Annotated in this window: 22 protein-coding genes; 5 read left to right on the top strand and 17 right to left on the bottom strand. The window is 51.0% G+C overall.

Annotated features, from left to right (window positions below):
- Window positions 1-3: 3 nt before the first annotated feature.
- From P0078_RS23880 to P0078_RS23870, 3 genes are read left to right on the top strand one after another with little or no spacing between them, the layout of a single operon-like run.
- On the top strand, window positions 4-3318 hold the full coding sequence (locus P0078_RS23880) for a type I restriction endonuclease subunit R (RefSeq protein WP_282932347.1): 3315 nt from the start codon (window positions 4-6) through the stop codon (window positions 3316-3318).
- 7 nt (window positions 3319-3325) lie between these two features.
- Window positions 3326-4120, top strand: coding sequence for a M48 family metallopeptidase (locus tag P0078_RS23875; RefSeq protein WP_282932346.1), 795 nt, complete (start codon window positions 3326-3328; stop codon window positions 4118-4120).
- 48 nt (window positions 4121-4168) lie between these two features.
- The gene (locus P0078_RS23870) at window positions 4169-5473 is read left to right on the top strand and encodes a patatin-like phospholipase family protein (RefSeq protein ID WP_282932345.1); all 1305 of its coding nucleotides are present in this window, start codon (window positions 4169-4171) and stop codon (window positions 5471-5473) included.
- A 44-nt stretch (window positions 5474-5517) separates the two neighbouring features.
- On the opposite strand, the gene P0078_RS23865 is transcribed toward P0078_RS23870, so the two are convergent.
- On the bottom strand, window positions 5518-7197 hold the full coding sequence (locus P0078_RS23865) for an NAD-dependent malic enzyme (RefSeq protein WP_282932344.1): 1680 nt from the start codon (window positions 7195-7197) through the stop codon (window positions 5518-5520).
- Window positions 7198-7479: 282 nt separating this feature from the next.
- On the opposite strand from P0078_RS23865, the gene P0078_RS23860 reads away from it, so the two are divergent.
- A complete protein-coding gene (locus P0078_RS23860) occupies window positions 7480-9447 on the top strand; it encodes a DUF3604 domain-containing protein (RefSeq protein ID WP_282932343.1) in 1968 nt (655 codons plus the stop codon).
- Between the two features lie 299 nt (window positions 9448-9746).
- On the opposite strand, the gene P0078_RS23855 is transcribed toward P0078_RS23860, so the two are convergent.
- Together P0078_RS23855 and P0078_RS23850 are read right to left on the bottom strand one after the other, a co-directional pair.
- Entirely contained in the window at window positions 9747-10196 is a 450-nt protein-coding gene (locus P0078_RS23855) for a GyrI-like domain-containing protein (protein WP_282932342.1), read from the bottom strand.
- A 100-nt stretch (window positions 10197-10296) separates the two neighbouring features.
- The gene (locus tag P0078_RS23850) at window positions 10297-11214 is read right to left on the bottom strand and encodes a helix-turn-helix transcriptional regulator (protein ID WP_282934675.1); all 918 of its coding nucleotides are present in this window, start codon (window positions 11212-11214) and stop codon (window positions 10297-10299) included.
- 841 nt (window positions 11215-12055) lie between these two features.
- Here P0078_RS23850 and P0078_RS23845 point away from each other — a divergent pair.
- Window positions 12056-12391 (top strand): hypothetical protein, encoded by a 336-nt coding sequence (locus tag P0078_RS23845; RefSeq protein ID WP_282932341.1) that lies wholly within the window; start codon window positions 12056-12058, stop codon window positions 12389-12391.
- Between the two features lie 93 nt (window positions 12392-12484).
- Here the strand turns inward: P0078_RS23845 and P0078_RS23840 are convergent, their stop codons facing one another.
- The 14 genes from P0078_RS23840 to P0078_RS23775 all read right to left on the bottom strand — a co-directional run bounded on the left by P0078_RS23840 (window position 12485) and on the right by P0078_RS23775 (window position 24635).
- A complete protein-coding gene (locus P0078_RS23840; RefSeq protein WP_282932340.1) occupies window positions 12485-14068 on the bottom strand; it encodes a bifunctional AfsR/SARP family transcriptional regulator/alpha/beta hydrolase in 1584 nt (527 codons plus the stop codon).
- 680 nt (window positions 14069-14748) lie between these two features.
- Window positions 14749-15039, bottom strand: coding sequence for a YopT-type cysteine protease domain-containing protein (locus P0078_RS23835; protein WP_282932339.1), 291 nt, complete (start codon window positions 15037-15039; stop codon window positions 14749-14751).
- Entirely contained in the window at window positions 15014-15391 is a 378-nt protein-coding gene (locus tag P0078_RS23830) for a hypothetical protein (protein ID WP_282932338.1), read from the bottom strand. Before P0078_RS23830 ends, P0078_RS23835 begins: the two co-directional genes overlap by 26 nt.
- A 223-nt stretch (window positions 15392-15614) precedes the next feature.
- Window positions 15615-15779, bottom strand: coding sequence for a hypothetical protein (locus P0078_RS23825; RefSeq protein WP_282932337.1), 165 nt, complete (start codon window positions 15777-15779; stop codon window positions 15615-15617).
- 301 nt (window positions 15780-16080) lie between these two features.
- The gene (locus P0078_RS23820; RefSeq protein ID WP_282932336.1) at window positions 16081-16719 is read right to left on the bottom strand and encodes a LysE family translocator; all 639 of its coding nucleotides are present in this window, start codon (window positions 16717-16719) and stop codon (window positions 16081-16083) included.
- Between the two features lie 96 nt (window positions 16720-16815).
- Window positions 16816-17280: a thioesterase family protein gene (locus P0078_RS23815; protein ID WP_282932335.1), complete on the bottom strand. Its 465-nt coding sequence runs from the start codon at window positions 17278-17280 to the stop codon at window positions 16816-16818.
- Window positions 17277-18674: a Si-specific NAD(P)(+) transhydrogenase gene (gene sthA / locus P0078_RS23810; protein WP_108733649.1), complete on the bottom strand. Its 1398-nt coding sequence runs from the start codon at window positions 18672-18674 to the stop codon at window positions 17277-17279. Before sthA ends, P0078_RS23815 begins: the two co-directional genes overlap by 4 nt.
- A gap of 147 nt (window positions 18675-18821) precedes the next feature.
- Complete coding sequence (gene nqrM / locus P0078_RS23805) at window positions 18822-19064, bottom strand: (Na+)-NQR maturation NqrM (RefSeq protein WP_282932334.1); 243 nt, start codon at window positions 19062-19064, stop codon at window positions 18822-18824.
- Window positions 19061-20122: an FAD:protein FMN transferase gene (locus P0078_RS23800; RefSeq protein ID WP_282932333.1), complete on the bottom strand. Its 1062-nt coding sequence runs from the start codon at window positions 20120-20122 to the stop codon at window positions 19061-19063. The genes nqrM and P0078_RS23800 overlap by 4 nt, the downstream gene beginning before the upstream one ends.
- A gap of 14 nt (window positions 20123-20136) precedes the next feature.
- Window positions 20137-21360, bottom strand: a complete 1224-nt coding sequence (nqrF, locus tag P0078_RS23795; RefSeq protein WP_282932332.1) for an NADH:ubiquinone reductase (Na(+)-transporting) subunit F — start codon at window positions 21358-21360, stop codon at window positions 20137-20139.
- A gap of 17 nt (window positions 21361-21377) precedes the next feature.
- Window positions 21378-21986, bottom strand: coding sequence for an NADH:ubiquinone reductase (Na(+)-transporting) subunit E (gene nqrE / locus P0078_RS23790; protein ID WP_020413086.1), 609 nt, complete (start codon window positions 21984-21986; stop codon window positions 21378-21380).
- Window positions 21987-21989: 3 nt separating this feature from the next.
- Window positions 21990-22646 (bottom strand): NADH:ubiquinone reductase (Na(+)-transporting) subunit D, encoded by a 657-nt coding sequence (locus tag P0078_RS23785; protein WP_282932331.1) that lies wholly within the window; start codon window positions 22644-22646, stop codon window positions 21990-21992.
- A gap of 2 nt (window positions 22647-22648) precedes the next feature.
- Window positions 22649-23431 carry a Na(+)-translocating NADH-quinone reductase subunit C gene (locus P0078_RS23780; protein ID WP_282932330.1) on the bottom strand — a complete coding sequence of 261 codons (783 nt, stop codon included), beginning with the start codon at window positions 23429-23431 and terminating at the stop codon, window positions 22649-22651.
- The gene (locus P0078_RS23775; RefSeq protein WP_108733655.1) at window positions 23424-24635 is read right to left on the bottom strand and encodes an NADH:ubiquinone reductase (Na(+)-transporting) subunit B; all 1212 of its coding nucleotides are present in this window, start codon (window positions 24633-24635) and stop codon (window positions 23424-23426) included. Before P0078_RS23775 ends, P0078_RS23780 begins: the two co-directional genes overlap by 8 nt.

Genomic DNA, 24635 nt, shown 5'->3' with positions numbered 1-24635 from the left:
GACATGTATTACCGTGGAAATGGATTACACAGCAGTACCGAAATTCCAAGAAGAATACGCCGCAAAGATCCCCGCCCTGGCCCTGTTGTGCAATCTGGGCTGGTCGTTTTTACCCCCGCCGAGGCCAATGCGGCCCGTAGTGGGCGCCAGGATCAGGTGGTGCTCACGGAGATACTGCGCCGGGAGCTGGGCAAACGGACCTTTTATTTCGCAGGTAAAGAGCAACCGCTCTCGCAAAAATCCATCGACCACCTGATTGGCATCGTGTGCAGCCCAGCGCTGAACAAAGGACCACTTGCGGCCAACGAAGAGCTGTACAACCACCTGCTCTACGGCATTTCGGTCACCGAATTTGTCGATGGCAAAAAAGCCACCCCCACGATAGCCCTGATCGACTGGCACACCATCGAAAACAATCACTTTGCCTTTACCGAGGAATTCAGCGTAACCCGTGCCAGCGGCGTAGAGACCCGCCGCCCGGATATGGTGTGTTTCGTCAACGGAATCCCCCTGGTAGTGATCGAGGCCAAACGCCCGGATGGCAAGAAGGGCCCCTCTATCGACGAGGGTATCTCCCAGAGTCTGCGCAACCAGCGCCACGATGAAATCCCGCAACTGTTCGCCTACAGCCAGTTGTTGTTGTCGGTGAACGGCGACGAGGGCCGCTACGGCACCTGTAATACCCCGGCAAAATTCTGGGCGGCCTGGCGCGAGGAAGATATTGCCGATGGGGAAATGCTGGCGATCAAAAACCGCCCCCTTTCCAGCGAACAAATCCAAACCCTATTTAAACAGCGCTCCCCGGCGGACCTGGACTGGTACCAGACCCTGATCGCCGGCGGCGAGCTGGCCCTGGGCGGCCAGGATCGGTTGTTAATCAGCTTGCTATCGCCCCAGCGGCTACTGGAGATGGTCCGTTACTTTACCCTGTTCGATAAAAAGGCCGGCAAAATCATCGCCCGCTACCAGCAGGTATTCGGTATCAAACGACTGTTGGAGCGCATTGCCCAACGCGGCAATGACGGCGCGCGGGAAGGCGGCGTGATCTGGCATACCACCGGCTCGGGCAAATCCTTCACCATGGTATTTTTAAGCAAGGCGCTGATCTTCCAGCCGAGCCTCAAACAGAGCCGCCTGGTTATTGTCACCGACCGGGTAGATCTGGAGCGCCAGCTCAGCAATACCTTTGCCAGCGGTGGAGAACTGGCGGGCAAGAAAGATAAGGAAGCGGCCATGGCTACTTCCGGCAAGCGTTTGGCCCAGCAGATTGGCAGCGGCAATGAGCGCATTATCTTCTCGCTGGTGCAAAAATTTACCGGCGCCACTGCCCTGCCGGAGTGTCGCAACGACAGTGCCGACTTGATTGTGCTGATCGACGAGGGCCACCGCAGCCAGGGCGGCGAAAACCATATCCGTATGCGCCAGGCCCTGCCCAATGCCGCCTTTGTCGCCTTTACCGGCACGCCCCTATTGAAAGACGATAAGACCACCAATAAATTCGGCCCCATAGTCCACGCCTATACCATGCAGCGGGCGGTGGAGGATCGCACCGTAACCCCACTGTTGTACGAAGAACGTATCCCTGACCTGAATGTTAACGAACGCGCAATTGACCGCTGGTTTGAGCGCATTAAGGTGGGGTTAAGCGAGGAGCAGCAGGCAGATCTGAAACGCAAGTTTGCCCGCAAAGGGGAGATTTACACCGCCGACGACCGCATTCGACTGATTGCCACAGATATCGCCACCCACTTTGTTAAAAACATCGATGCGGGCTTAAAAGGCCAGCTGGCCTGTGACAGCAAGGCCGCCGCCATCCAATATAAAAAGTACCTGGATGAGGCCCAGCAGCACTGGCCAGAGGCGCAGAAATTTGAGTCGGCGGTAGTGATCAGTGCACCAGATACCCGCGAGGGCAACGAAGCGGTGGATGAGTCCTCCATGCCGGAGGTGGTGAAGTGGTGGAAGGACAATGTGGGCTCGCAAAATGAGCAACACTACACCCAGGGAGTGATTGAGCGCTTCGATAAAGACGATACCCTGAAACTGCTGATTGTAGTGGACAAGCTGCTAACCGGATTCGATGAGCCCAAGAATACGGTGCTGTATATCGATAAACCACTCAAGGAACACAACCTGATCCAGGCGATCGCGCGGGTCAATCGCCTGCACCCGGATAAAAAGTTTGGCCTGCTGATCGATTACCGGGGCATCCTGGCAGAGCTGGATACCACCCTGCAGAAATACCAGGATTTGGCCGCGCGCACCCAGGGCGGTTACGACATCGACGATATTGCCGGGCTCTATAGCCCCATGAGCAGCGAGTACAAGCGCCTGCCCCTGCTGTATAAAGATCTTTGGAGCATTTTCGCCGGCGTAAAAAACAAGCAGGACACCGAGCAACTGCGCCAGGTGATAGTGCCAAAAACTGAACAGCGCAACGGTGAGCTGGTCGATGTGAACCTAAAAGTGCGCGAGGACTTCTACGAGGCTCTCACCGACTTCACTACCTGCTTGAAAGTAGCCCTGCAATCAGCCACCTTCTTCGAAGATAAAAGCTTTAGCGATAGTGACCGCAAGCACTACAAACAGACGGTTAAACAATTTGCCCTTTTGCGCCAATGGGCGCTACAACAAACCGAAAAGTCTGTGGACTACGACCAGTATGCGGCCCAGGTAAAAAACCTGCTGGATAAACATGTGGTGGGCGTGGAAATCTTACAGCCCGAGGGTAAATACGAAGTCAATAAAATGGGCAAGGCGGAGCGGCCTGAAGATTGGGGAGAGGACAAAACCCGCAACGAAACCGATATTATCAAAACCCGCGTCACCCGCATGATCGAACAGGAGTTGCGCGACGACCCCTATGCCCAGGAAGCCTTTTCCAAGTTATTGCTGCAAGCGATTGAGGAGGCGGAAAAACTGTTCGATCACCCACACAAGCAGTACTTACTGTTCGAAGCTTTGGAAGCACAGGTAAAAGCCCGCAACCTGGATGAAATACCCAATGCCTTTGCCGATAATCGCCACGCCCAGGCCTATTTTGGTGTATTCAAAAAAAACCTGCCGGAGGTTTTCGCGGTAGGCGATAGCCAGATACAGGATAAGTGGATCAAACTGGCCTTCGAGATCGATACGATTGTTACCCAGTCCGTAATGGAACACTCCATCAGCCCGCAAAATATTGAGAAGGATATCCATAAAAAACTGATGCCCAAATTATTTCTGGAGTGTAAATCCATCGGCAGTGGTATGGTGCAGGCCAAGAAAATGGTGGAGATGATCCTACAGATCACCCGCGTTGGTTTAAGCGGAGACTAACCCCGGCATGAATGTGCCTATTACTTCCCCCCCAAATAACCCCAACTCCCGGCAACTGAGCTTTGCCTATGGGGATGAGCGCATTACTTTTGAGTGCCAGCCCCGCTCCCAGGTCAATGGGCGAGTGCTGATCAAAGTGCACCCCGACTGCCGTGTGGTGGTCAGCGCACCGGAACCTATCGATAACGATGCAGTATTAAAGGCGGTAAAAAAACGCGGGCGCTGGATTTACCAGCAGCTGCGGGATTTCCGCAAGGCGCTGGAATATATTACACCACGGCAATATATCAGCGGCGAGAGCCACTACTATCTGGGCAAGCAATACCTACTGAAAGTCATTGAGTCTGAAGACACCCAACAACAGGTGAAATTACTGCGCGGCAAGCTGGAAGTCTCCGTGCGGAAAAAAGATCCCGAAAGAGTGCGCCTGCTTTTGGCCGAATGGTACAAGGCGCACGCCAAAGAAATTTTTCACCGCCGCCTGGATGCCCTGCTTGAGCAGACCCTTTGGGTTTCCGGGCGCCCGCCCCTGCGTATCCTCAGTATGAAAACCCAGTGGGGCAGCTGCTCCCCCCAGGGGCGCATTACCCTCAATCCACACCTGGTAAAAGCGCCGCGCCAGTGTATCGACTACGTCATTTTGCACGAGCTCTGCCATATCGCCGAACACAACCACAGCGAGCGATTTTACCGTTTAATGAATCAAGTGATGCCCAAGTGGGAAGGCACGAAAAACAAACTGGATGCTATGGCGAATTTGATTCTGGGTGATACCCTGCCTTTTTCACCTACAAGCGGATAAATTGTCTAAATTCTCTTGTAGATCGCTGTCACAGTACGGAAAGCCGACATGCAAAAATCACCCTGGGTTGAAAACGCCATCGCAAAAGCGGATGCACACTGGCAGGCATCCAAGTCCACCATTGAAGGAAAGGTATTCAGTGATGTACAGGACAACCAGGGCCTTCAGTATGTCGATATCGTGATGGAAGGCGGCGGTATGCTGGGGATCGCCCTGGTGGGATATACCTATATTCTGGAAAAGGCGGGAATTCGGTTTCGCAAAATTGCAGGAACCTCAGCGGGCGCCATCAATGCGCTCTTCTTGGCAGCGGCCGGTACACCGAGCACTGGCAAGAGCGAAAAGCTCTTGGGTATCCTCGCCAATGCGGACTTTGCCAGTTTTGAAGATGGCGAGCGCTATGCCCGCAAAACGGTACAGCGCCTGCTCAAAGGCAAAGGCTTGATCAGTAGTTTGGCACTGCACCCCTTCGATTCTATCCGCACCTTGCGGCACCTGCTCAGACATAAGGGGCTAAATCCGGGAGATACCTTTACCCAGTGGTTACAAACGGAGTTGAAACAGCTGGGCATTACCAACACCGCACAGCTCAATCAGAGAATTAACCAGTTCCCACAGCTCCTGTACCGCGGCACACCAGATCACTTGATAGGTAGCGGCGAGGTTGCCCTGGTGGCAGCGGATATCACTACCGAGACTCGCGCAGTGTTTCCAGCCAAGGCGCCGCTCTACTTCGATAATCCGAGCGCAGTAAATCCGGCAGAGTTCGTGCGTGCCTCCATGTCGGTACCCGGCTTCTTTAAGCCCTACACCGTAAAGGGCATCCCCCAATTAAGTGAGTGCAATACTGTCGCCGAGAATTGGCGCAGCATTAAAGGCATCGGTGATCCCAAGCGATTTTTCCGCGCTGGCTTTCCCAAAGATATTGAATTTGTTGACGGCGGCCTTGTCTCCAACTTCCCTTTCGATATCTTCCATAAACCCATAGGCACCCCCAAATTGCCAACCTTTGGGATCAAGTTGGAAGTGGATCTGTACCAGCCAAAATCAGATAAGGTAGGAAGGTTTGCGATGGGGCTGATCAGCACTTGTCGCAATATGCTCGACAACCATGTGCGCGCGAGCTTGAACGCGGAATACCATGCGCTGGTAAAAGAAATCCCCATCAATCCCACCGATACCGGAGAAAACCCGCACTGGCTGGATTTTTCCATGCCGGACCACCACTGCGAACACCTGTTCTTATCGGGCGTCAATGCAGCCATTGAGTTTTTGAATCAGGGATTCCACTGGGAGGATTACTTGGTGTTGCGCCAGCCGGATTCTTTCTATACCGGGGAAAAGCTGGCTTAAATGCAGGCCCGATGCGATAGTCGCAGCGGGCCCAGCACTTTCATTTAGAAAGAGCGACGACGGTAAGAACGGTAATCTGCACGCCAGAAGTTACGCTCTAGCAAACGCTCTAAATGCTCGCGGCTCACCTTGGGCGCAACGCCATCCAATTGCGCTTGGGCAGCCACTGCCCTGGCAATATGCATGCTCACTTCGCGAATATCATTCAGGTGTGGCAATAGGGCACCCTCGCCATCTTTCACCACCGGCGCCTGCTCTGCCAGGGCGTTGGATGCTGCCATCAACATACTGTCAGTCACTTTGGATGCACCGGAAGCAATCACGCCGAGGCCAATGCCCGGGAATATGTAGACATTGTTACACTGCGCTACCGCATAGTGATGTCCATCGATTTCTACCGCTGCAAAGGGACTGCCGGTAGCCACCAAAGCTTCGCCCTTGGTCCAGCTGAATATCTCAGTTGGAGTCGCTTCAGCCCGAGAAGTGGGGTTTGACAGTGGCATCACCAAAGGACGGCGGTGCCCCTTATGCAAAGCTTCGATTACTGGCTGGGTAAACAAGCCACCCTGCCCCGAAACACCAATCAGGATGCTGGGCTCAACATTGCCGATCAGCGTCTCAAGATTCCAGCTGGACACTCCATCGTATTTGCTCGGGTCCTGGGCCAGAGCTGCCTGGAAGTCGTGCAGGCCTTTCATATCGGAAGTCACAAGCCCGTAGCGATCGAACATAAAGATCTGTTCACGAGCCTCGGCATCGGAAAGACCTGCCTGCACTTTTGCACTGACGATTTGCTCGGCAATACCACACCCGGCTGAACCGGCACCCACGATCGTCACCTTTTGCGCGGCGAGGGTTTCTTGCCAGGTTTTACAGGCAGCCAGGATAGTACCCAGTGCTACAGACGCCGTGCCCTGAATATCATCATTAAAACAGCACAGGCGGTCGCGATAGCGCTCTAACAACGGCGTGGCATTGGTTTGGGCAAAGTCCTCAAACTGAACCAATACCTTGGGCCAGCGACGCTTTACCGCTTCAATAAATTGCTCCAGGAATTCATCGTACTCTTCCTGGGAAATCCGCTCATGGCGCCACCCCATATACATGGGATCATTCAGCAAAGTGCGGTTATTGGTGCCAACATCCAAGGTGACAGGCAGGGTATAAGCCGGGCTTATGCCGCCACAGGCGGTATACAGGGAGAGCTTGCCAATAGGGATACCCATGCCGCCGATACCCTGATCACCCAACCCGAGTATCCGCTCGCCATCGGTCACCACAATAACTTTGACGTTCTCTTTAGTGGCGCTGCGCAGAATATCGTCGATATATTCCCGGTCCGGATAGGAGACAAATAATCCCCGGTGGTTGCGATAAATACTGGAAAACTCTTCACAAGCTGCACCTACAGTGGGGGTGTAGATAATCGGCAGCATCTCTTCCGTATGATGTTCGATCAGATAGAAGAACAACGTCTCGTTGTCGTCCTGGATTCCCCTCAGGTAGATATGTTTTTCCAAGCCAGTCTTACACTGCTGGAATTGGAGGTAAGCGCGCTTGGCCTGCTCCTCAATCGTCTCAACGGTATTCGGCAGAAGACCGACCAAATTAAACTCGAGACGCTCTTCCAAGCTAAATGCGCTGCCTTTATTGAGCAGTGGTATTTCCAGTAGGGAGGGACCTGCATGGGGGATGTAAAGTGGACGCTTTTCGTTGTTACTCATATGCCTGCTTTTGCCTATCGCCCGAAGCGATGATTATTGCGTAGCCATATTTCAATATGACTGAATTAGCCAACCATGTTCTTGAAGTTGCATAAATGTGCTAACTCAACTTGAGCCGAAGACTATCTATTGTGCCGATAGATAACAAGGCCCCCGGTGTGGCCCAATTCGCGAATAAACAGAGTCGCTCAACTATGCTAGCTGTAATTTATCTTCTCTTCGCAACGAATTCTTTTAAGTTAAAAAGCGATCCGACACATTCAGGAAATGGAGCCGCCATCGATGCACAAGAGCAAAGCTGGATTAACCCTGCTCCTCTTTATTCTTGTACTCAGCCTTTATAGTTGCAGTAAAAAGCCCGACGGAGATAAAAATACAAATTCAAACGCCCGACAGACAGAGGACGCCACTCCAGAAAAACAACGGCCGCTCACGGCGATGGCACCGGAGATAGAAGCGGAGCTGGAAGCCCAACGGGACAGCAATAAACGCATCGCTCGTAATGTCTATTTTGGCGATACACATGTCCATACTGGCTGGTCGGTAGATGCGGGGTTGGATGGCGCAATTCTTACTCCCGATGACGCCTATCGATTTGCCCTGGGAGAAACTGTTACCTCCAACAGCGGACTGAAAGCCAAGCTCAGCCGCCCTTACGACTGGTTCATGATCACCGATCATTCAGACGGTATGGGAGTTATCAGCGAGATCATCGATGGCAATCCGGAAATGATGTCCAATGCCACCTTGAAGAAATGGCACGAGGCATTAATTTCAGGCAGCGAAGAAGCGACCAATGAAGCAAAAAGTGAAGTCATCGTGCTTCAATCAGAAGGCAAACTGCCCGACCAGGTAATGGACCCCAAATGGATGAAATCCGCCTGGGAAAAAACCGTTGAAGCCGCAGAGAAATATTACAAACCCGGAGAGTTTTCTACCTTTATCGCTTTTGAGTGGACAGTTAACGCCGATGGTGGCGACAACCTGCACCGCAATATTATTTTTCGTGATGGCGCAGACCACACTAAGACCCTGCTTCCCCTAACTACCTTTGATACCGAGAACCCGGTAAAACTCTGGGAGTGGATGAAAGCCTACGAAGACAAAACCGGCGGCCGGGTACTCGCCATCCCCCACAACGGCAATATGTCTAATGGGCGTATGTTTATCGAGCGGCAGTTTGATGGCTCCGAACTCACTCCGGAGTGGGCACAAATGCGCGCCCGCTATGAACCCCTTTACGAGCTGGTACAGGTAAAGGGACAAAGTGAGTCCCACCCTGCCCTCTCCCCAGAAGATGAATTTGCCAACTGGGATCTGTGGGATAGAGGCAACCTGATCTTAAAGCCCAAGCCCCCCGGTGCCCTGCAATACGAGTACTGGAGGGAGGCACTCAAGTCTGGCCTACGCCTGGAGGAGAAGCTGGGCACCAACCCTTTCGTGCTAGGCGCAAACGCAGCCACCGACACCCATACCGGGCTTTCGACACCGGACCAGGACAACTTCTTTGGCAAGTTCAAGACCCTGGAACCCAGCAACAAGGAGCGCTGGGCATTTCCCCTGCTCAAGGGAGTTGGTGGAGAGTACTTCGGCTGGGAACAAGCTGCCTCAGGCGTTACGGGAGTCTGGGCCAACGAGAATACCCGGGAGGCAATATGGGATGCGATGTACCGCAAGGAGACTTTCGCCACCACAGGCCCCAGGATCTCAATTCGCTTCTTTGGAGGCTATGACTATAACAATGAGGATATTCACGGTGATCTGGTCGCCAATGGCTATAAAAAAGGCGTGCCAATGGGCGGGAAGCTACCTCAAGCCAGTGAGGGAGAGGCACCGACATTCCTTATCGCAGCACTGAAAGACCCTGAGGGTGCCAACCTGGACCGTATCCAAATCATCAAGGGTTGGCTGGATAGCAGCGGACTCACCCGGGAAAAGATCTTTAATGTGAAATGGTCTGGAAGCCGTAAGCTGGATACCGAGGGAAAACTACCCCCAGTTGGGACTACTGTGGATATGAAGACGGCGGAATACACCAACTCCATCGGCTCCCCTCAGCTAATCGCGGTATTCAAAGATCCCGACTTTAACCCCAAGGAAAGAGCCGTCTACTACCTGCGCGCCCTGGAGATACCCACTCCCCGATGGACTCTATTTGACAAGGTACGCTTCGGTATTGAAATGGATGAAAAAGTACCCCTTACCCAGCAGGGGCGAGCATTCAGCTCGCCAATTTGGTATTCACCCTAGAGTTAAGGAGCCTCTGAATAACTCCGTGATACCCCTGGCTTTCAGAGCGGTTCACAATCAAGGCGCGGCTTCGCAGGAATGTCTAGACCTTTCAAGAAGTCGCAACGCGGAGTGTGAATCGCTCTGCAAGCCCCGAAGGGCGGGCCTTGAAGGCCGCACCTGCTGCGTTGCAGCTCTTGTAAAGGGCTACGGCCATTCGCGGCGAGCTGCGCCTAACATCTGCAGCCTTCAAGACTCGCAGAGGCATTACGGAGTTATTCAGAGGCTCCTTAAATAGCCCGTATATATACGCGATTCAACTACTTGATGGATATGGCTATCTGAACCTCGTTTCCATCCACATACTGCTCAAAATCTGTGGTGAAAGCTCGCTGATGGGGGCAATCCTCCGCAGCGAAGTAACTCCAAACCTCGCCCCACAAATCAATGGCGACCTGAGGCATTTCCCCTTTGGCGGAAAACATCAGGTATTTGCCTGGCAGTATTTGAATCGACTTGAAATCCTCAGACATATCCTTCGACAACATATCTGAACATGCATAGACATCAAAAAAGCCGGTATGGTCAGATTCGTAGTTGGAGTAAACACCAAATACCTTAGGGTTGCCCCTTAATTTGGGGGCAGCCTCTGCGCCGAACCTATCCCAGAGTGGCGCTATTTTTGCCTTTTCCGAATCGGCCTCATTAGCATTCTTAGTACGGGTATAAAAACCCACCAAATCCAGACTCCCTAATTCTCTAACTTCCATATCGACAGGCCATTTTTCTAATTATTTGCAGGAAGCCGAATACTATAACAACTTCTGTAATACTGGCCAGGCATTCAAAGTCACAAGAAATCACAGACGCTTAATCAAGAGCGTCCATGAATTTCTGTCTCACCTCCGAGGGCGGGCGCCCATACATCGACTTATAAAGCTGGGTAAAATAGGACTGGCTTGAGAACCCACTCTCCAGAGCGATATCAACTAATCGCTTATTTGTAGTCTTCAATTGAAGATCAGCATGCTGTAGCCTGCGCTCATTAATCCAGGACTTGGGCGATTCCGACTTGAATACCCGGCTGAACCTATTCTTAAATGATGTAAGACTCATCCCAATATGCTTGGCATAGTTTGCTACAGACCAAGGTTGAGTTACGTTCTCCTCCATAAACCGGCGAAAACTCTCTGTTGCCGGGTTTACTTGACGAAGCAACTCATTAGCCAAGTAACAACCGCAATCCCCTTTTAGCTTCAAAAGGAGTAGCTCTTCCAATTTTAAGTAATTCAAACTTTCATCATTCAGTTCGCTAAATGCACTCAATGAATCCAAAGTGAAGCGCGTCAGATCACACGCAGGGAGAATAAAGGGATCTCTCTTAGGAGCACTTCCCACATGAGTTGCCAGAACAAGTTTGTTTTTAGCTTTTAGCAGTACACGTGTGTGCCGCTTATAAAACCGGGTCAACATTGCCGAGCTGATACTGACACTGATAATCAGTAAACTTTCCCCCTTAGGGAGGTTGCCAACCATAAAACCGCCAACAGCACCAGTTAACCAGACCTGCCCTGACCCCATACGGAACTCACGAATACCACAATTGATACTAGCTACACCGCCAATCACCATTAAAAGGTTAAACCCAGACAAGAATTCAAGTGATACATTTTGACCAGGTGGGACAGTTACCTTTTGGAACTGAAATAAATCATCTGAATAATGGCACTCAAATAAGACCTTCTGTCTCAAAGGAATGCCCAAGTCCTTTTGGTTTGGGAGAATCATGGGGTTCACCGCTAAGATTACATCAATGTTCCTTTAAGCCTCATCTGAAGTAGCTGAGGCCAAGCTACAATCATCGGTCCGATTACTTTCCCTACAACTTCCAGGAACGATCATTAAGAGGGGATCGGAGCCACTATCTGACTCACCTATTAAAGCCAACAATCGTTGAACTGAGCGTTTGAAGCATCAATTGAATATCTAGAATTGTGATATTTTTTATGGAACTAAAGTGCCATGCTGCCTGATGTAATCGACACTAAACTGCCAATATGGGCTAGGGTAGATAGCCGCTACAAATCAAAAGTTCGCGGTACACTGTGCAACCACCAAATTTACCAGGCATCCCCCAATACATTATGCCTGCCCCCTTTACACTTATTTACACTACCTCCAAAAGGCAAGATAAGGCCCTTCGTGCTAATACTTACATTTGAAATTGTCGCCAGATGAAAACTCTAAGTCTTACAACTTGCCCCCTATAAGCACTGCAAAATAACCAAGCTATTCCCCAATGATTCAACTATTGACCAAGTGCTTTTGAAACTAAGAAACAATTAATTTGTACCAGGTAGGTTTTTTACTTAAAATATGAGAAAATGCTCCAAAAGGTATTCTCCAGCTGCTCCACGGCAGAATTTGCACCATCAGAGTGCTTGGAGCTAGGCAGAATATTTACTGATAAACTGAGAGAAATTTACATAAAGCCTATGCAATCAGAAAAGTTCATAGCAATACCTAACCTTTATATATCATTTATAAGCTAGTATTTATTAAGATCTTTTCTATTAATCTTTGGATTTATCAGTATTTAAATCAATAAACTCTTACGCATTTGAGATTTATGTCAACTAGTTATTCTAAAGAATTAAATCGACTTGCCCAACTTATGTGGGAGCAAGAAGCGGAACTGGAGCTTAAGCCCCAAGAAGAGAAAGAAGCCGCACCAGAGAAATCCTCAGTAGACAGTGCCCCCAGTGACGTTTTTTGGGGGAAATGGAAGGGGCGGTATATCGTGCTTATGCGCTATATATCAGGAAGAACAACTTCCAATGTAAAATTGCCCAATATATATGCCGATGAGGCCGCTGCCCGTTCTGCAGCCCTCGATATCATTCGAAAATTCCCAGAAGCCTCGATCCGTTATCTTTCCGCTAAAGAATTGGCCGTTTATCTGTAGCTAAATTTTCGGGGATCATTTGCCAGAAGCTTCTTGTCCGGGTGGCCGCTCGCCAGCACCACCCTCTCTCCAATAGCCTCACTAAGTTACCTATTAGTGCTTTGAAATAAATTGGCGAACTTCCTCTACAAATACCTTAGAAGCAGGCTCTCGCCCGAGAAGCAAGTGGCCATCGCTATTGAGGCCGACAAATCGAGCACCCGGGATTACTGAAGCGATTTCGCAACCCGTATGAACCGGGATACGCTGATCCCCCAGTGAATGGATTACCAAAGTGGGGACAGAAACTTCTTTGAGCCTTTCCCGCACATCAATACTGCCAAAAACTGAGAGAAAGCGAACAGCATTTTCAGGCGAGGTAGTAAGCCGCTGAAATTCGTTAAACCAGGCTAGCTCACCGGCATTAGCACTGGGCATAAATGTCGATGAGAAAATTTGCCGATAAGCGGGATTATCCTGCCCCCACCCCGTCTCTGTCAGGGTCATGACAGCTTCACGCTCTTTAACCGTAGCTTCGCTCGCGCCAATCCGCCAACCCGCGTGATAACCGCCAAACAAAATAAGCTGCCTGACTCGATTGGGGTGCCTAACAGCATACTCAATAGATACTGCTGCTCCCTGAGATATCCCCAGCAGGGTAAAGTTATCGACAGCACAGGCATCAACTACCGTCTCTAGATCAGTGACAAATGACTCAAATGAAATATTATCGACCTCCCAGTCAGAGAGGCCATTCCCACGCTCATCGTAACGGATAAACTGGTGATCTGTAGAAAGCTCCTGAAATAACGGGCTCCAGATGGGAGAATCCCAGTCATGCTCCAAGTGACTCAGCCAATTTGCAGCTTTCACAATAGGAAGCCCTTTTCCCATCTTGGCATAGGCAATACGCACTCCATCACTGGCCGTACAAAATTCAATCTTTTGCTGGGTTAGCAGTTTACGTCCATTAGCCAAATTATCGGCAGCCTCCTGCACTACCTGCTCCCCGAGCTTACAGGGCGACCACGCAATACCTGCTTTGCGGAAACGGTTTGACAGCCTTGAGCGCTCAAGCTCTATTTCACTATCCATCCCCAGTGATGCCATCGCCCGCAGCAACTGCGTCGCAGCATTTGGGTTATAGGGCTCCAACTCTTCCCAGTGGCGAGCCCAAATAAGCTGATCAGGCAAAGGAATACCCGGATGGGAGGCTAGGCGCGACAACACCCTCCCCCGTAGATGGACGATCTCCTGGCGCTCTGACAACAACCATTGCTGGAAAAGTTCCTGATCAGGGAGATCGACACCATCCAGGAAAGGCTCTTGAAGCTTTCGGTAGATATCCTCCAGCTCCGCTGCCAGCAGTTTGGGGGAATCAATAGTTGAAGCAATTTGGACAATGTCGATAGCCACACCCTCCGTGTCCATACTGACACGCTCTCTGTCGGCTAGTAGGCGCTCCTTATCGGAGTCGTTGACTATCGATCGGATTTTGCTCAAAGACCAGCGCAACGATGCGCGCGGATCATCTGGCAACTCCCAAAATATTTCACACAGGCGATCCCGCCGGTGGGGCCTCGCCGCCAACAACAGAAAAGCCAAAAGGGCTCGGGTTATTTTAGAGGGCGGTAGATTGACCGGACTGCCATCACGAGTGACAAGAAAGTCGCCCAACATCTGAACTGAAATACCCATGAATGAATTATTTACCCCTGAAAAATGAGATATCTTCTAGAGAGCCCCTGAATAGCTCCTTGATGCCTTTGACTTTCAGAGCGGACCTCAGTCAAGGTGCGGCTTCGCGGGGCCCAAAAGGAGTCACAGCGCAGGGTGATAGTGCTTTGAAGGCTGCGGCCATTCGCGGCGATGGTGCCCAACACCTACAGCTCCCAAGGTCCGCAGAGATATTACGGAATTTTTCGGGGGCTCCCTAGCACCCAAGAAATTTCCTGGCAATTTTCTCAAGGAAACCAAATGGCTGCAAACACCATTCATTACAGTTGTGAACCACTTGAACAATAGGCGCCCCACTTCGCTATAACGGGCCCAACGCTTAACAACTGGGCGGCAAAAATAAGGAGTAAAAGGTACCGCACGGTACAAAGGCGAGACTCGAACTTCAAGATTAGTCAGCAGGGGGAATTGCAGCGGACCGCCTAAAAAGTGGCAGGAATCAAATCCCGTAGAGGGAGGGCGCGAAGCCGCTACTTACCGGCAACCAAAGCGCCCCTCAGCTTTATACGAAAAAGCTTATCAACTTCATCCGTCGCCAAAAGACAGGGGCATTTATCTCGGACTAGCAGCCCAGTTAATCCCGCCCCCAGAGCAAATGGTAACTATTTATACAAACTCAACACCCTTTTACTGAATTAAACCTAACGGTCTTTGTGCATAAAGAAATCAAACCCAATTGTACGCGTTGTTCTATACAGGCGTGATTTCCGATGGTAATGTTCATACCACTTCCGGAACCTATCATAAGTCAGGAATTTAAACTCGCCCTTATTAGGATCAAAATAATAGCTTGTCTTATTGGCACCTGCCTCTATACGAAATGCTGTTGCATGCCCCCAGCCATTCCCGGCAAATCTCATCATGCTGTAAATAGTGCCAGTTTGCTGCTTAAAGATATCTGATTCTTCAAGCGCACCAAAGCTCTCGTCCAACGTAACCGAAACCTTGCGACTTTAGATAATTCTGAGATTCCACAAGCATTTCACGGCTTTTATGAAATCTCCCCTCCTCACCATTTTTAAACTTAAAACGGTATATGGACGCGTAGCGCTGCGCGACCAGAGCGATCTTGGTGGAATCTATACTGTCGCCAGTAGTCAATGCAGCCTTCAAACCACCATGCAATGATTTAGTAATCCAACTCACCGCCAAGGCTTCACAAACACCATCTTTCGAAAAGGCGTGCTTTTTAGTAATACTTGAATACCCACCCTGGCTAAACTTCCAGGTTAAAACCCCGCCCATATTAGAGGCATCTACATCAACAGCTGGAAAAATTGGCATTTTATCATCCTCACATCGCAACCGATATCCGGCTTCCATACCATCTGGCATTTATGCAAATAACACACAAATTATTACTTAAAGAAAAACAAAAAAATCTACAAAATAGATATCCTTCTAAAATCCGGAACAAAACGATCACTACAAATACACCACTGCCCCGCTTTTACAAAGCTACAAGACTTAAAAATAAGGCAAGCAGCAGTCATTTATTTGAAAAAACTTACTCATATAAAACTATAAGCATGCTATATTTTTGCGGACCACAAGTCCACGATAAGCAACCAATATCACCATCAGGCAAACCAAACATAAAATAATTGTCGCCATTTAAAAAATCCACACCCTCAACAGCGGTATTTTTTAGATATCCCACCCAAATAGACATTCGGAAATTTCCCAGCACGGAAATATAATTAAAGCTAAGTAAACTAATAGTTAAATTTATATTTACAATCAACAAACCCCAGCCGACAAATAGAGTTAAATCAATAGGCTCTTATTAAACTTTGTACGGGGTACGATAGCGCGACTAAAAAGCAGGGAAATATATACCGATAAACACGGCAAGATTAGAACAGTTAAGAGTAGATCTGGATAAAATGCCCAGTCTATTAGAAATTCGGTTGGACAATGCACCCTTCAAATATTGGCACATGGAGCCAATATTTAAAGGGCACAGCTCAGACTTAAGCGTCCTGGCGAACCACTAGAGCGGCAAAACCAAGCAATACGCTGCCACTAAAACGCTGAATCCATTTCTGTATCATTCCGCCTATAGAAACCGCCCGCCATTGCGACAGCATAATCGCAACCCCCAAGAACCACAGAAAGATAATGGATGCGTGAATCGAGACCAGTAAGAAAGCTTCATAGTAACTAGCACTACCTACCGAGATAAACTGCGGGAAGGCGGCAAGGTAAAACATCGATACTTTCGGGTTCAGAATCTGGGTCAGGAAACCCTCAGCAAAATTTCGGCACGCATCACCAGGCGCTTTTGCGCTTGGCTGTAATCTATCGGGAGCCCTGTGAGCGGAAGGTCTCGAGAAAGTAGCCACTATCGTTTTTACGCCCAAATAGGCCAAGTAGGCAGCCCCGAGATATTTGATCAAGGTATAAAGTTCAGCCGACTGTAGAATAATCGCCGATAAACCCAGAATTGAGATGGCGCCGTGGGCAAACGTTGCCGAAACCAGCCCCAAAATATTCTCCACACCCGACCTCAGCCCCTTATCGGCCACCGTTTTAACAATGAGGACACTGTTCGGCCCCGGGGAAATTACTAACAAAAGGGAGACTGCGGCAAATGCAAGAATTTCACTCATAACAATAAACACCTTAAAGAAAGCCAGTGGATAGGGGGTACATCTAAGGGGTATATCTAAGGAGGCAGCCGAGCCACGGGTTGGCTCGGACCAGGGTCAATACAGGTAAGTTGCCGTACCCGTAGCAATCAATTCATCCGTGTCGTTAATCAACTCCATTCTCGTTACAACCAGCTTGTTACCGGTGCGCAGAATTGAGCCATGGCAGAGAAAGTGTTCTCCCCTACCCGGCTTTAGGTAGTCAACACGCATGTCGACCGTACCCAGCTTTAATAGGCGATCCACTTTTTCTTTCCAGTGCACATCTCCCAGATGCTGGTAGGCGGCGACCATTGCAGTCAAACCACCAACCGTATCCAGGGCGGTGGCAATTACGCCACCGTGCAGGATGTTCTTCCACACATTGCCGATCAACTGTGGGTTCAGTTCAAAGCCTGCGGAAAGTGTGAGCGCCTCCAGGTCCAGGTCGCGCATCTCAAGTCCAATTTGTTGATTAAAAGGAATCTGCTCAAAAAATTCCTTTACCAACGCCTGAAACTCACTGGGTGAGGGTTCTGTCATAGGCGGGCAACCCGGTTGAGCCCATCCAGCGCAGCACTGCGATATGCCTCTGCCATGGTGGGGTAGTTAAAGGTGGTATTAACGAAATAATCGATTGAATTATTCGGTGCTGGCTGTTTCATAATGGCCTGGCCAATATGCACAATCTCAGCTGCCTCTGCCCCAAAGCAGTGAATGCCCAGGATTTCGTGAGTCTCGATATGGAACAAAATCTTGAGCATGCCTACGCGCTCACCAGAAATCTGCGCCCGCGCAGTGTGCTTGAACAGTGCGCGGCCCACTTCGTAGGGTACTTTGGCTGCGGTTAGCTCTGATTCGGTTTTACCTACAGAGGAAATCTCTGGAAGGGTATAAATCCCGGTAGGCGCATCTTCAATTACTCGATGGCCACGGCCCGCAATCGCTGCTGCAACCGCACGCCCCTGGTCATAAGAGGCACTGGCAAGGCTCGGCCACCCAATCACATCACCTACCGCAAAGATATTTTCAATTTCGGTACAGTAGTGATCGTCAACGCTCAATTGTCCGCGATGGTTCGCTTCCAGGCCGACATTCTCCAGGCCGAGGGAGCTGGTGTTGCCAGTACGGCCATTACACCAGAGCAGTGCATCCGCATGAATACGTTTGCCAGACTGCATCTCCATAATTACGCCCTGCTCATTGGGCAGTACCCGCGCATACTCCTCCTGGTGGCGAACAGTCACGCCCATATCGCGCAGGTGATAGCTCAGTGCATCAGAAATCTCATCATCAAGAAATTCCAGCAGGCTGTTACGGGTATTAATCAAATCCACCTTAACGCCGAGGCCAGCGAAGATAGACGCGTATTCACAGCCGATAACACCAGCACCATAGATCATAATGGAGTGAGGGGTGTGCTGCATGTCCAGGATCATATCGCTGTCGTAGACCCGTTCGTGATCAAAGTCTACATCGGCGGGGCGATAAGGGCGTGAGCCAGTAGCAATAATAAATTTCTTCGCTGTAATAGTTTCCGCCGCACCATCGGGCATAAGCACCTCGACAGTATGTTCATCGCGGAACTTAGCTTCGCCGACGATCAGCTCAACCCGGTTGCGGGCATAAAATGAAGTGTGCATTTCCACCTGATAGGAAATGACTTTATTCACCGTCTGCATTACCTGGGGGAAAGTAAGGCGGCGGGGTTCACCCAATGCGCGAAAAACGCTCTGGGTGTTATAACGCATCAACTGTTTGACAGAGTGGCGCAGCGCCTTGGAGGGAATGGTACCTTTGTGAGTACAATTACCACCAACCACTTGGCGCTTTTCAATAACCGCAACGCGCATGCCCTTTTTTGCTGCGCTCATTGCGGCGGCCTCTCCAGCCGGGCCAGAACCAATTACTACCAGGTCAAACTTTTGCTCTGCCATTAAATGCTCTAATTCTATTTTCCAAACGGAGTCCACAGCGCGCTAACACCATTTACTCAATACTAAATATACGGTTATCGACACCACTTGTGCCAATGACATAAAACAACAAGCCCGTTGATCACGGGCTTGTTGGAGAAGGAAAGCTTACTTGCGTTTAGATGCGTCGTAAGCGAGATCTTCGGCAGTCATCTGCTGCTGTCTTTGCCTCTCCTGTTCCTTTTCACACTCATCGTCATCGCCACCACAGACTGTGCAATCCTGCTTCATGCCGATATTGTTGAGCCCGCCACAAGTTCCTTTTAACGGTTTGTTCTGAACCATGGCCCCGATCGCCATACCGGCAACAACGAGCAACATGGCCACAAAGGCAAATATGAAAATTGTCACTTCTCAGACCTCTCTACATAAGGTTTAAAGCCAGAGCTAGAACGCTCTTCGAAACCTGAATCAGTTTTCACCACCATAAAGACGGCTAGATTATCTCTTTCTGCCAGCGCCATGCCGGCATCAGCACCGAGGACATTGATCGCGGTAGCCAGACCATCGGCTTCAGCACAGGTTTCCGCAATAACGGTTACCGATGCCAACTTGTGCTTGATGGACCGCCCGGAGCGTGGGTCAATGCTATGGGAGTAACGAACACCATCCCTTTCGTAGTAGTTGCGATAGTCTCCACTCGTAGCTACTGCCTTCCCACTCACCGCAATTGGCTCCTGCACCATCTGACCTGCCACGCTGGGTACTTCAATGCCAATTACCCAGGTCTTACCCTTTGGATTCACACCCTTAGTTCGCAGTTCACCGCCAATTTCGACCAAGTAGTTTCGAATACCCAGGTCTTCCAATAGCTCGGCAACCCGATCAACGCCATGGCCCTTGGCAATCGCTGAAAGATCCACCTCAACGGGGCGGCTCTTGATAACAGTGTCTGGCTTACGGGTCAGGGTTAACGCATCGGAACCGACGACGGTTAGCAGATCGGCAATGTCTTTATCTGAGGGGATATGCTCCGGTTCGGGCTGGGGACCAAAACCCCACAAGTTGACCAGAGGGCCGACCGTCACCTCGAAAGCGCCCTCACTGCGGCGATAAATATCCAGGGACATTTCCAGTACATCTGCCAAGTGTTGGCTAACCGGGATCGCCTGCCCTACCGGGCTTTGGTTAAAGCGCATTAACTCAGAGTCGTCGATATAGGTCGACATCTCCTGGTTGACCTGCTGCAACTCATCGTCGATCAACTGCTGCAACTCACCCTGCTCCAGCCCAGAGGGCACCTGAACGACGGTGATGTGATAGCTGGTTCCCATGGTGCGGCCAGCCAACTGCCAGGACTCCGGCGAAGGAGCGCAAGCCGATAAAATTACAGCCGCCCAAAGCAAAAACAGGGCCGTAAAGACGGGCCCTGTTTTTGAGTTTGTCGGGCCTGTGATTGCTTTTAGCAAGCTAAGCCCTCCAATTATCCGCCGAAGTCATCCAGCAGGATATTTTCATCTTCTACACCCAAGTCCTTGAGCATATTGATGACTGCCGCGTTCATCATGGGCGGCCCACACATGTAGTACTCACAATCTTCCGGAGCCGGGTGGTCCTTCAGGTAGTTTTCATATACCACGTTGTGGATGAATCCGGTGTAACCCGTCCAATTGTCTTCCGGCTGTGGGTCGGACAGAGCCACATGCCACTGGAAGTTATCGAACTCGGAAGCCAGACCGTTGTAGTCATCTTCGTAGAACATCTCGCGCAGGGAGCGCGCACCGTACCAGAAGCTGATCTTACGGGTGGAATTCAGGCGCTTGAGCTGATCAAAGATGTGTGAACGCATTGGCGCCATACCGGCACCACCACCGATAAATACCATCTCGTTGTCAGTTTCCTTGGCGAAGAACTCACCAAAGGGACCGTACACCTTAATCTTGTCACCTGCCTTCAGGCTGAAAACGTAGGAAGACATCTGACCCGGCGGAATGCCCTCAGTACGGGGCGGCGGAGTCGCGATACGGATGTTGAACTTAACAACACCTTTCTCTTCCGGGTAGTTAGCCATGGAGTAAGCGCGAACCACAGGCTCGGTCACTTTGGACTCCAGCCTGAAGAAGCCAAAGTGCTCCCAGTCGCCACGGTACTGCTCTTCGACATCGAAGTCAGCAAACTTGACATGGTGAGCCGGAGCTTCCAGCTGTACGTAACCACCAGCGCGGAAGTCAACGTTTTCACCTTCGGGCAGACGCAGGGTCAGCTCCTTAATAAAGGTGGCCACGTTCGGGTTGGATTCCACAGTGCACTCCCACTGCTTAACACCAAACACCTCTTCCGGCACTTCGATTTCCATGTCTTGCTTAACCGCAACCTGACAGGAAAGACGCTTGCCTTCTTTTGCATCGCGCGGGGTAAAGTGAGCCGCTTCAGTCGGCAGCATATCGCCACCACCGGAATTCACCTTACAGATACACTGCGCACAGCTGCCGCCGCCACCACAGGCGGAGGCCAGGAACAGGTTGTTGGCAGCCAGGGTTTGCAGCAGCTTGCCGCCGGCCGGTACGGTGAGAGTCTTCTCACCGTTAACCAGGATGTTGACGTTGCCGGTGTTTACCAGGCGCGAGCGGGCCGCAAGGATCACCGCTACCAGCGCCAAAACGATGACGGTAAACATCGCTACGCCGAGGATAATTTCAATACTCATTCTATTGTTTTCCCCGCTTAGATATCGATGCCGCCGAAGGACATGAAGCCCAGGGACATCAGACCAACAGTTACGAAGGTGATACCCAGACCTTTCAGGCCATCCGGAACGTCACTGTACTTCAGCTTTTCACGAATACCGGCCAGAGCGGTAATCGCCAGTGCCCAGCCGAGGCCGGCACCGAAGCCATAGGCAACACTCTCGCCAAACGCGTACTCGCGCTCAACCATGAACAAGGAAGCACCCATGATGGCGCAGTTCACGGTAATCAGCGGCAGGAATACACCCAGCGCGTTGTAGAGAGCCGGTACATATTTATCCAGGAACATCTCCAGGATCTGTACCAGTGCCGCAATTACGCCGATGTAGGACAACAGGCCGAGGAAGCTCAGGTCCACGTCGGGGTAACCGGCCCAGGCCAGTGCACCGTCTTTCAGCAGGTAGGTGTAGATCAGGTTGTTCACAGGTACTGTCAGAGTCAGCACCACGATAACCGCAACACCCAGGCCAATAGCGGCCTCAATCTTCTTCGATACCGCCAGGAAGGTACACATACCGAGGAAGAAGGCCAGCGCCATGTTTTCAACGAAAACGGCGCGGATAATCAAAGAAATATAATGTTCCACGGATTAGGCCTCCTGCGCTTGGGAATTAGGCGCAATCTTGAACTCATCTTCTTCCACCTGTGCCGGTTTCCAGGCACGGATCGCCCAGATGAACAGGCCGATCAGGAAGAATGCACTCGGCGGCAACAGCAGCAGGCCGTTGGGGATATACCAACCACCGTTGCTCACGGTAGTCAGGATATCTACACCGAACAGTTTGCCGGCGCCGAAGAGTTCACGAACCACCGCGAGACCGATCAGGATCACACTGTATCCCAGACCGTTACCAAGACCGTCGAAGAAGCTGGGCAGCGGCGGGTTCTTCATAGCGAAGGCTTCCGCACGGCCCATTACGATACAGTTGGTAATGATCAGACCAACGAATACAGACAGCTGCTTGGAGATGTCGTAAGCCAGGGCCTTGATCAGCTGGTCCACCAGGATTACCAAAGAGGCAATCACGGTCATCTGTACAATGATACGGATGCTGTTCGGGATCTGTTTGCGGATCAGGGATACCGCAACGTTGGAACAGGCCACAACCGAGGTCAGTGCGATACACATTACCAGGGTAACCTGCAGCGAGCTGGTAACAGCCAGTGCAGAACAGATACCCAGGATCTGCAGCGCGATCGGGTTGTTGTTAAAAATCGGCTCTAGCAGAGTATCTTTAATTTTCATGCTTATGCCTCCCCTGCTTTCAGGTTTTTCAGGAAGGGACCATAACCCTGGTTACCCAACCAGAAGTTCACCAGGTTGCTAACGCCCTTACTGGTCAGAGTTGCACCAGACAGACCATCTACTTCGTGAATCGCGTCTGGGCTGTTGGGGTTAACCTGACCCTTGATCACTGCGATATCCACGTCGCCCTGGTTGTTGAAGACTTTCTTACCAATCCACTGGGCCTTCCAGTTGGGGTTGTCAACTTCACCACCCAGTCCCGGAGTTTCCTTGTGCTCGTAGAAGCCGAGGCCCGCTACGGTGTCGAGGTTGCTCTCCAGAGCGAGGAAGCCGTACAGGGTGCCCCACAGGCCATAACCGCGAATCGGCAGAATGATCTTGTCCAGCTTGCCGTCTTTCTCTACCAGGTATACCTCTTTGGTATTTTCCCGGCGGATAATTTTGGCAGTGTCCTCGTCAGCCGGCAGTTTTTCACTGTCAGACGGGATCTTGGCAGCAGCGCGACCGCTGCCACCAGCCGGAGCCTGATCGGTAAACTTACCGGTATTCAGGTCGACGTATTTGATTTTTACGTCGGCGAAGGCCTTTTCGACTTCCGCTTTATCAGCGTGAGAGTCTTTCAACAGGCCGCCAGCCATCAGTACGTTGCGCTTCATGTCCAGCTCGGCATTCGCCTGCTGGGCAGGCTTCAGCATTACCGCAGCGGTGGATACCACTACGGAGCACACCAGGCACATTACCAGCGCGACAATCAGAGTACCGGTTACGGAATCTTTATTAGCCACGTGCCAACCTCCGTTTGATATTGGACTGCACCACAAAGTGGTCAAACAGCGGAGCGAACAGGTTGGCGAACAGGATCGCCAGCATCATGCCTTCCGGGAAGGCCGGGTTCACCACACGAATCAGGACAACCATCACCCCGATCAGGATGCCGTACCACCAGCGACCGGTGTTGGTCATCGCAGCGGATACAGGGTCCGTAGTCATAAAGATCAGACCGAAGGCAAAACCGCCCACTACCAAGTGCCAGTACCAGGGTACCTGGAACATCGGGTTGGTCTCGGAACCAATCATGTTAAACATGAAAGAGGTGGCCATCATGCCCAGCAGAGTGCCGGCTACGATGCGCCAGCTGGCGATCTTCATGCCCATCAGGATTACGCCGGCAATCAGGATAGCCAGGGTAGAAGTTTCACCAATGGAACCATGGATCTGACCGAAGAAAGCGTCGAACCAGGTTACCTGGCCAACAGCAGCATTGACGATACCGTTCTGGATACCTTCGCTGGCCATAACAGACAGCGCAGTAGCACCGGTATAACCGTCAACCGCAGTCCAAACCGCATCTCCAGACATTGCTGCCGGATAGGCAAAGAATACGAAGGCACGGCCGGTAAGAGCCGGGTTGAGGAAGTTCTTGCCGGTACCACCGAATACTTCCTTACCTATAACCACACCGAAGCTGATGCCCATAGCCACCATCCACAGAGGCAGATCCGGCGGACAGGTCAAGGCGAACAGGATGGAGGTTACAAAGAAGCCTTCGTTGACTTCGTGACCGCGCACCGCAGCAAACAGGACTTCCCAGATACCGCCCACAATAAAAGTAACCGCATAAATAGGCAGGAAGTACATAGCGCCGTAGACAAAGTTGTCCCACAGGCTAGCTGGGTTGTAGGAAGTCAGAGCGCCGATAATGGCGTGACGCCAGCCGGACAGATCCGGGTTGGTCATACCTTCCAGAATGGTGTTGGACTGGAAACCGATATTCCACATACCGTAGAACGCCGGGATCATGGCACAAGCCCAAACGGTGATCATAATACGCTTCAGGTCGATACCGTCGCGCACGTGAGCAGTGGTTTTGGTCTTGTCTGCCGGCTGGAACAGACCGGTGTCAATCGCTTCAAACAGGGCGTAGAACTTTTCGAACTTACCGCCTTTGTGAAACTTGGGTTCGATCGAATCGAGGAATTTACGCAACAT

The organism is Microbulbifer sp. VAAF005 (assembly GCF_030012985.1).
In the GTDB taxonomy this organism is placed as follows: Bacteria; Pseudomonadota; Gammaproteobacteria; order Pseudomonadales; family Cellvibrionaceae; genus Microbulbifer.
Note: the sequence above shows the minus strand (reverse complement) of the source record. Positions and strands in the feature narration are given on the sequence as shown.

Excerpts from the sequence above, each read along its gene's own strand:
- P0078_RS23820 (WP_282932336.1), bottom strand. The coding sequence starts at position 16,719 with ATGAGTGAAATTCTTGCATTTGCCGCAGTCTCCCTTTTGTTAGTAATT.
- sthA (WP_108733649.1), bottom strand. The coding sequence starts at position 18,674 with ATGGCAGAGCAAAAGTTTGACCTGGTAGTAATTGGTTCTGGCCCGGCT.
- P0078_RS23870 (WP_282932345.1), top strand. The coding sequence starts at position 4,169 with ATGCAAAAATCACCCTGGGTTGAAAACGCCATCGCAAAAGCGGATGCA.
- P0078_RS23860 (WP_282932343.1), top strand. The coding sequence starts at position 7,480 with ATGCACAAGAGCAAAGCTGGATTAACCCTGCTCCTCTTTATTCTTGTA.
- P0078_RS23815 (WP_282932335.1), bottom strand. The coding sequence starts at position 17,280 with ATGACAGAACCCTCACCCAGTGAGTTTCAGGCGTTGGTAAAGGAATTT.
- P0078_RS23875 (WP_282932346.1), top strand. The coding sequence starts at position 3,326 with ATGAATGTGCCTATTACTTCCCCCCCAAATAACCCCAACTCCCGGCAA.
- P0078_RS23825 (WP_282932337.1), bottom strand. The coding sequence starts at position 15,779 with ATGTCTATTTGGGTGGGATATCTAAAAAATACCGCTGTTGAGGGTGTG.
- P0078_RS23865 (WP_282932344.1), bottom strand. The coding sequence starts at position 7,197 with ATGAGTAACAACGAAAAGCGTCCACTTTACATCCCCCATGCAGGTCCC.
- P0078_RS23850 (WP_282934675.1), bottom strand. The coding sequence starts at position 11,214 with ATGATTCTCCCAAACCAAAAGGACTTGGGCATTCCTTTGAGACAGAAG.
- P0078_RS23845 (WP_282932341.1), top strand. The coding sequence starts at position 12,056 with ATGTCAACTAGTTATTCTAAAGAATTAAATCGACTTGCCCAACTTATG.
- nqrF (WP_282932332.1), bottom strand. The coding sequence starts at position 21,360 with ATGAGTATTGAAATTATCCTCGGCGTAGCGATGTTTACCGTCATCGTT.
- P0078_RS23840 (WP_282932340.1), bottom strand. The coding sequence starts at position 14,068 with ATGGGTATTTCAGTTCAGATGTTGGGCGACTTTCTTGTCACTCGTGAT.
- P0078_RS23785 (WP_282932331.1), bottom strand. The coding sequence starts at position 22,646 with ATGAAAATTAAAGATACTCTGCTAGAGCCGATTTTTAACAACAACCCG.
- P0078_RS23855 (WP_282932342.1), bottom strand. The coding sequence starts at position 10,196 with ATGGAAGTTAGAGAATTAGGGAGTCTGGATTTGGTGGGTTTTTATACC.
- P0078_RS23880 (WP_282932347.1), top strand. The coding sequence starts at position 4 with ATGTATTACCGTGGAAATGGATTACACAGCAGTACCGAAATTCCAAGA.
- P0078_RS23775 (WP_108733655.1), bottom strand. The coding sequence starts at position 24,635 with ATGTTGCGTAAATTCCTCGATTCGATCGAACCCAAGTTTCACAAAGGC.
- P0078_RS23830 (WP_282932338.1), bottom strand. The coding sequence starts at position 15,391 with ATGCCAATTTTTCCAGCTGTTGATGTAGATGCCTCTAATATGGGCGGG.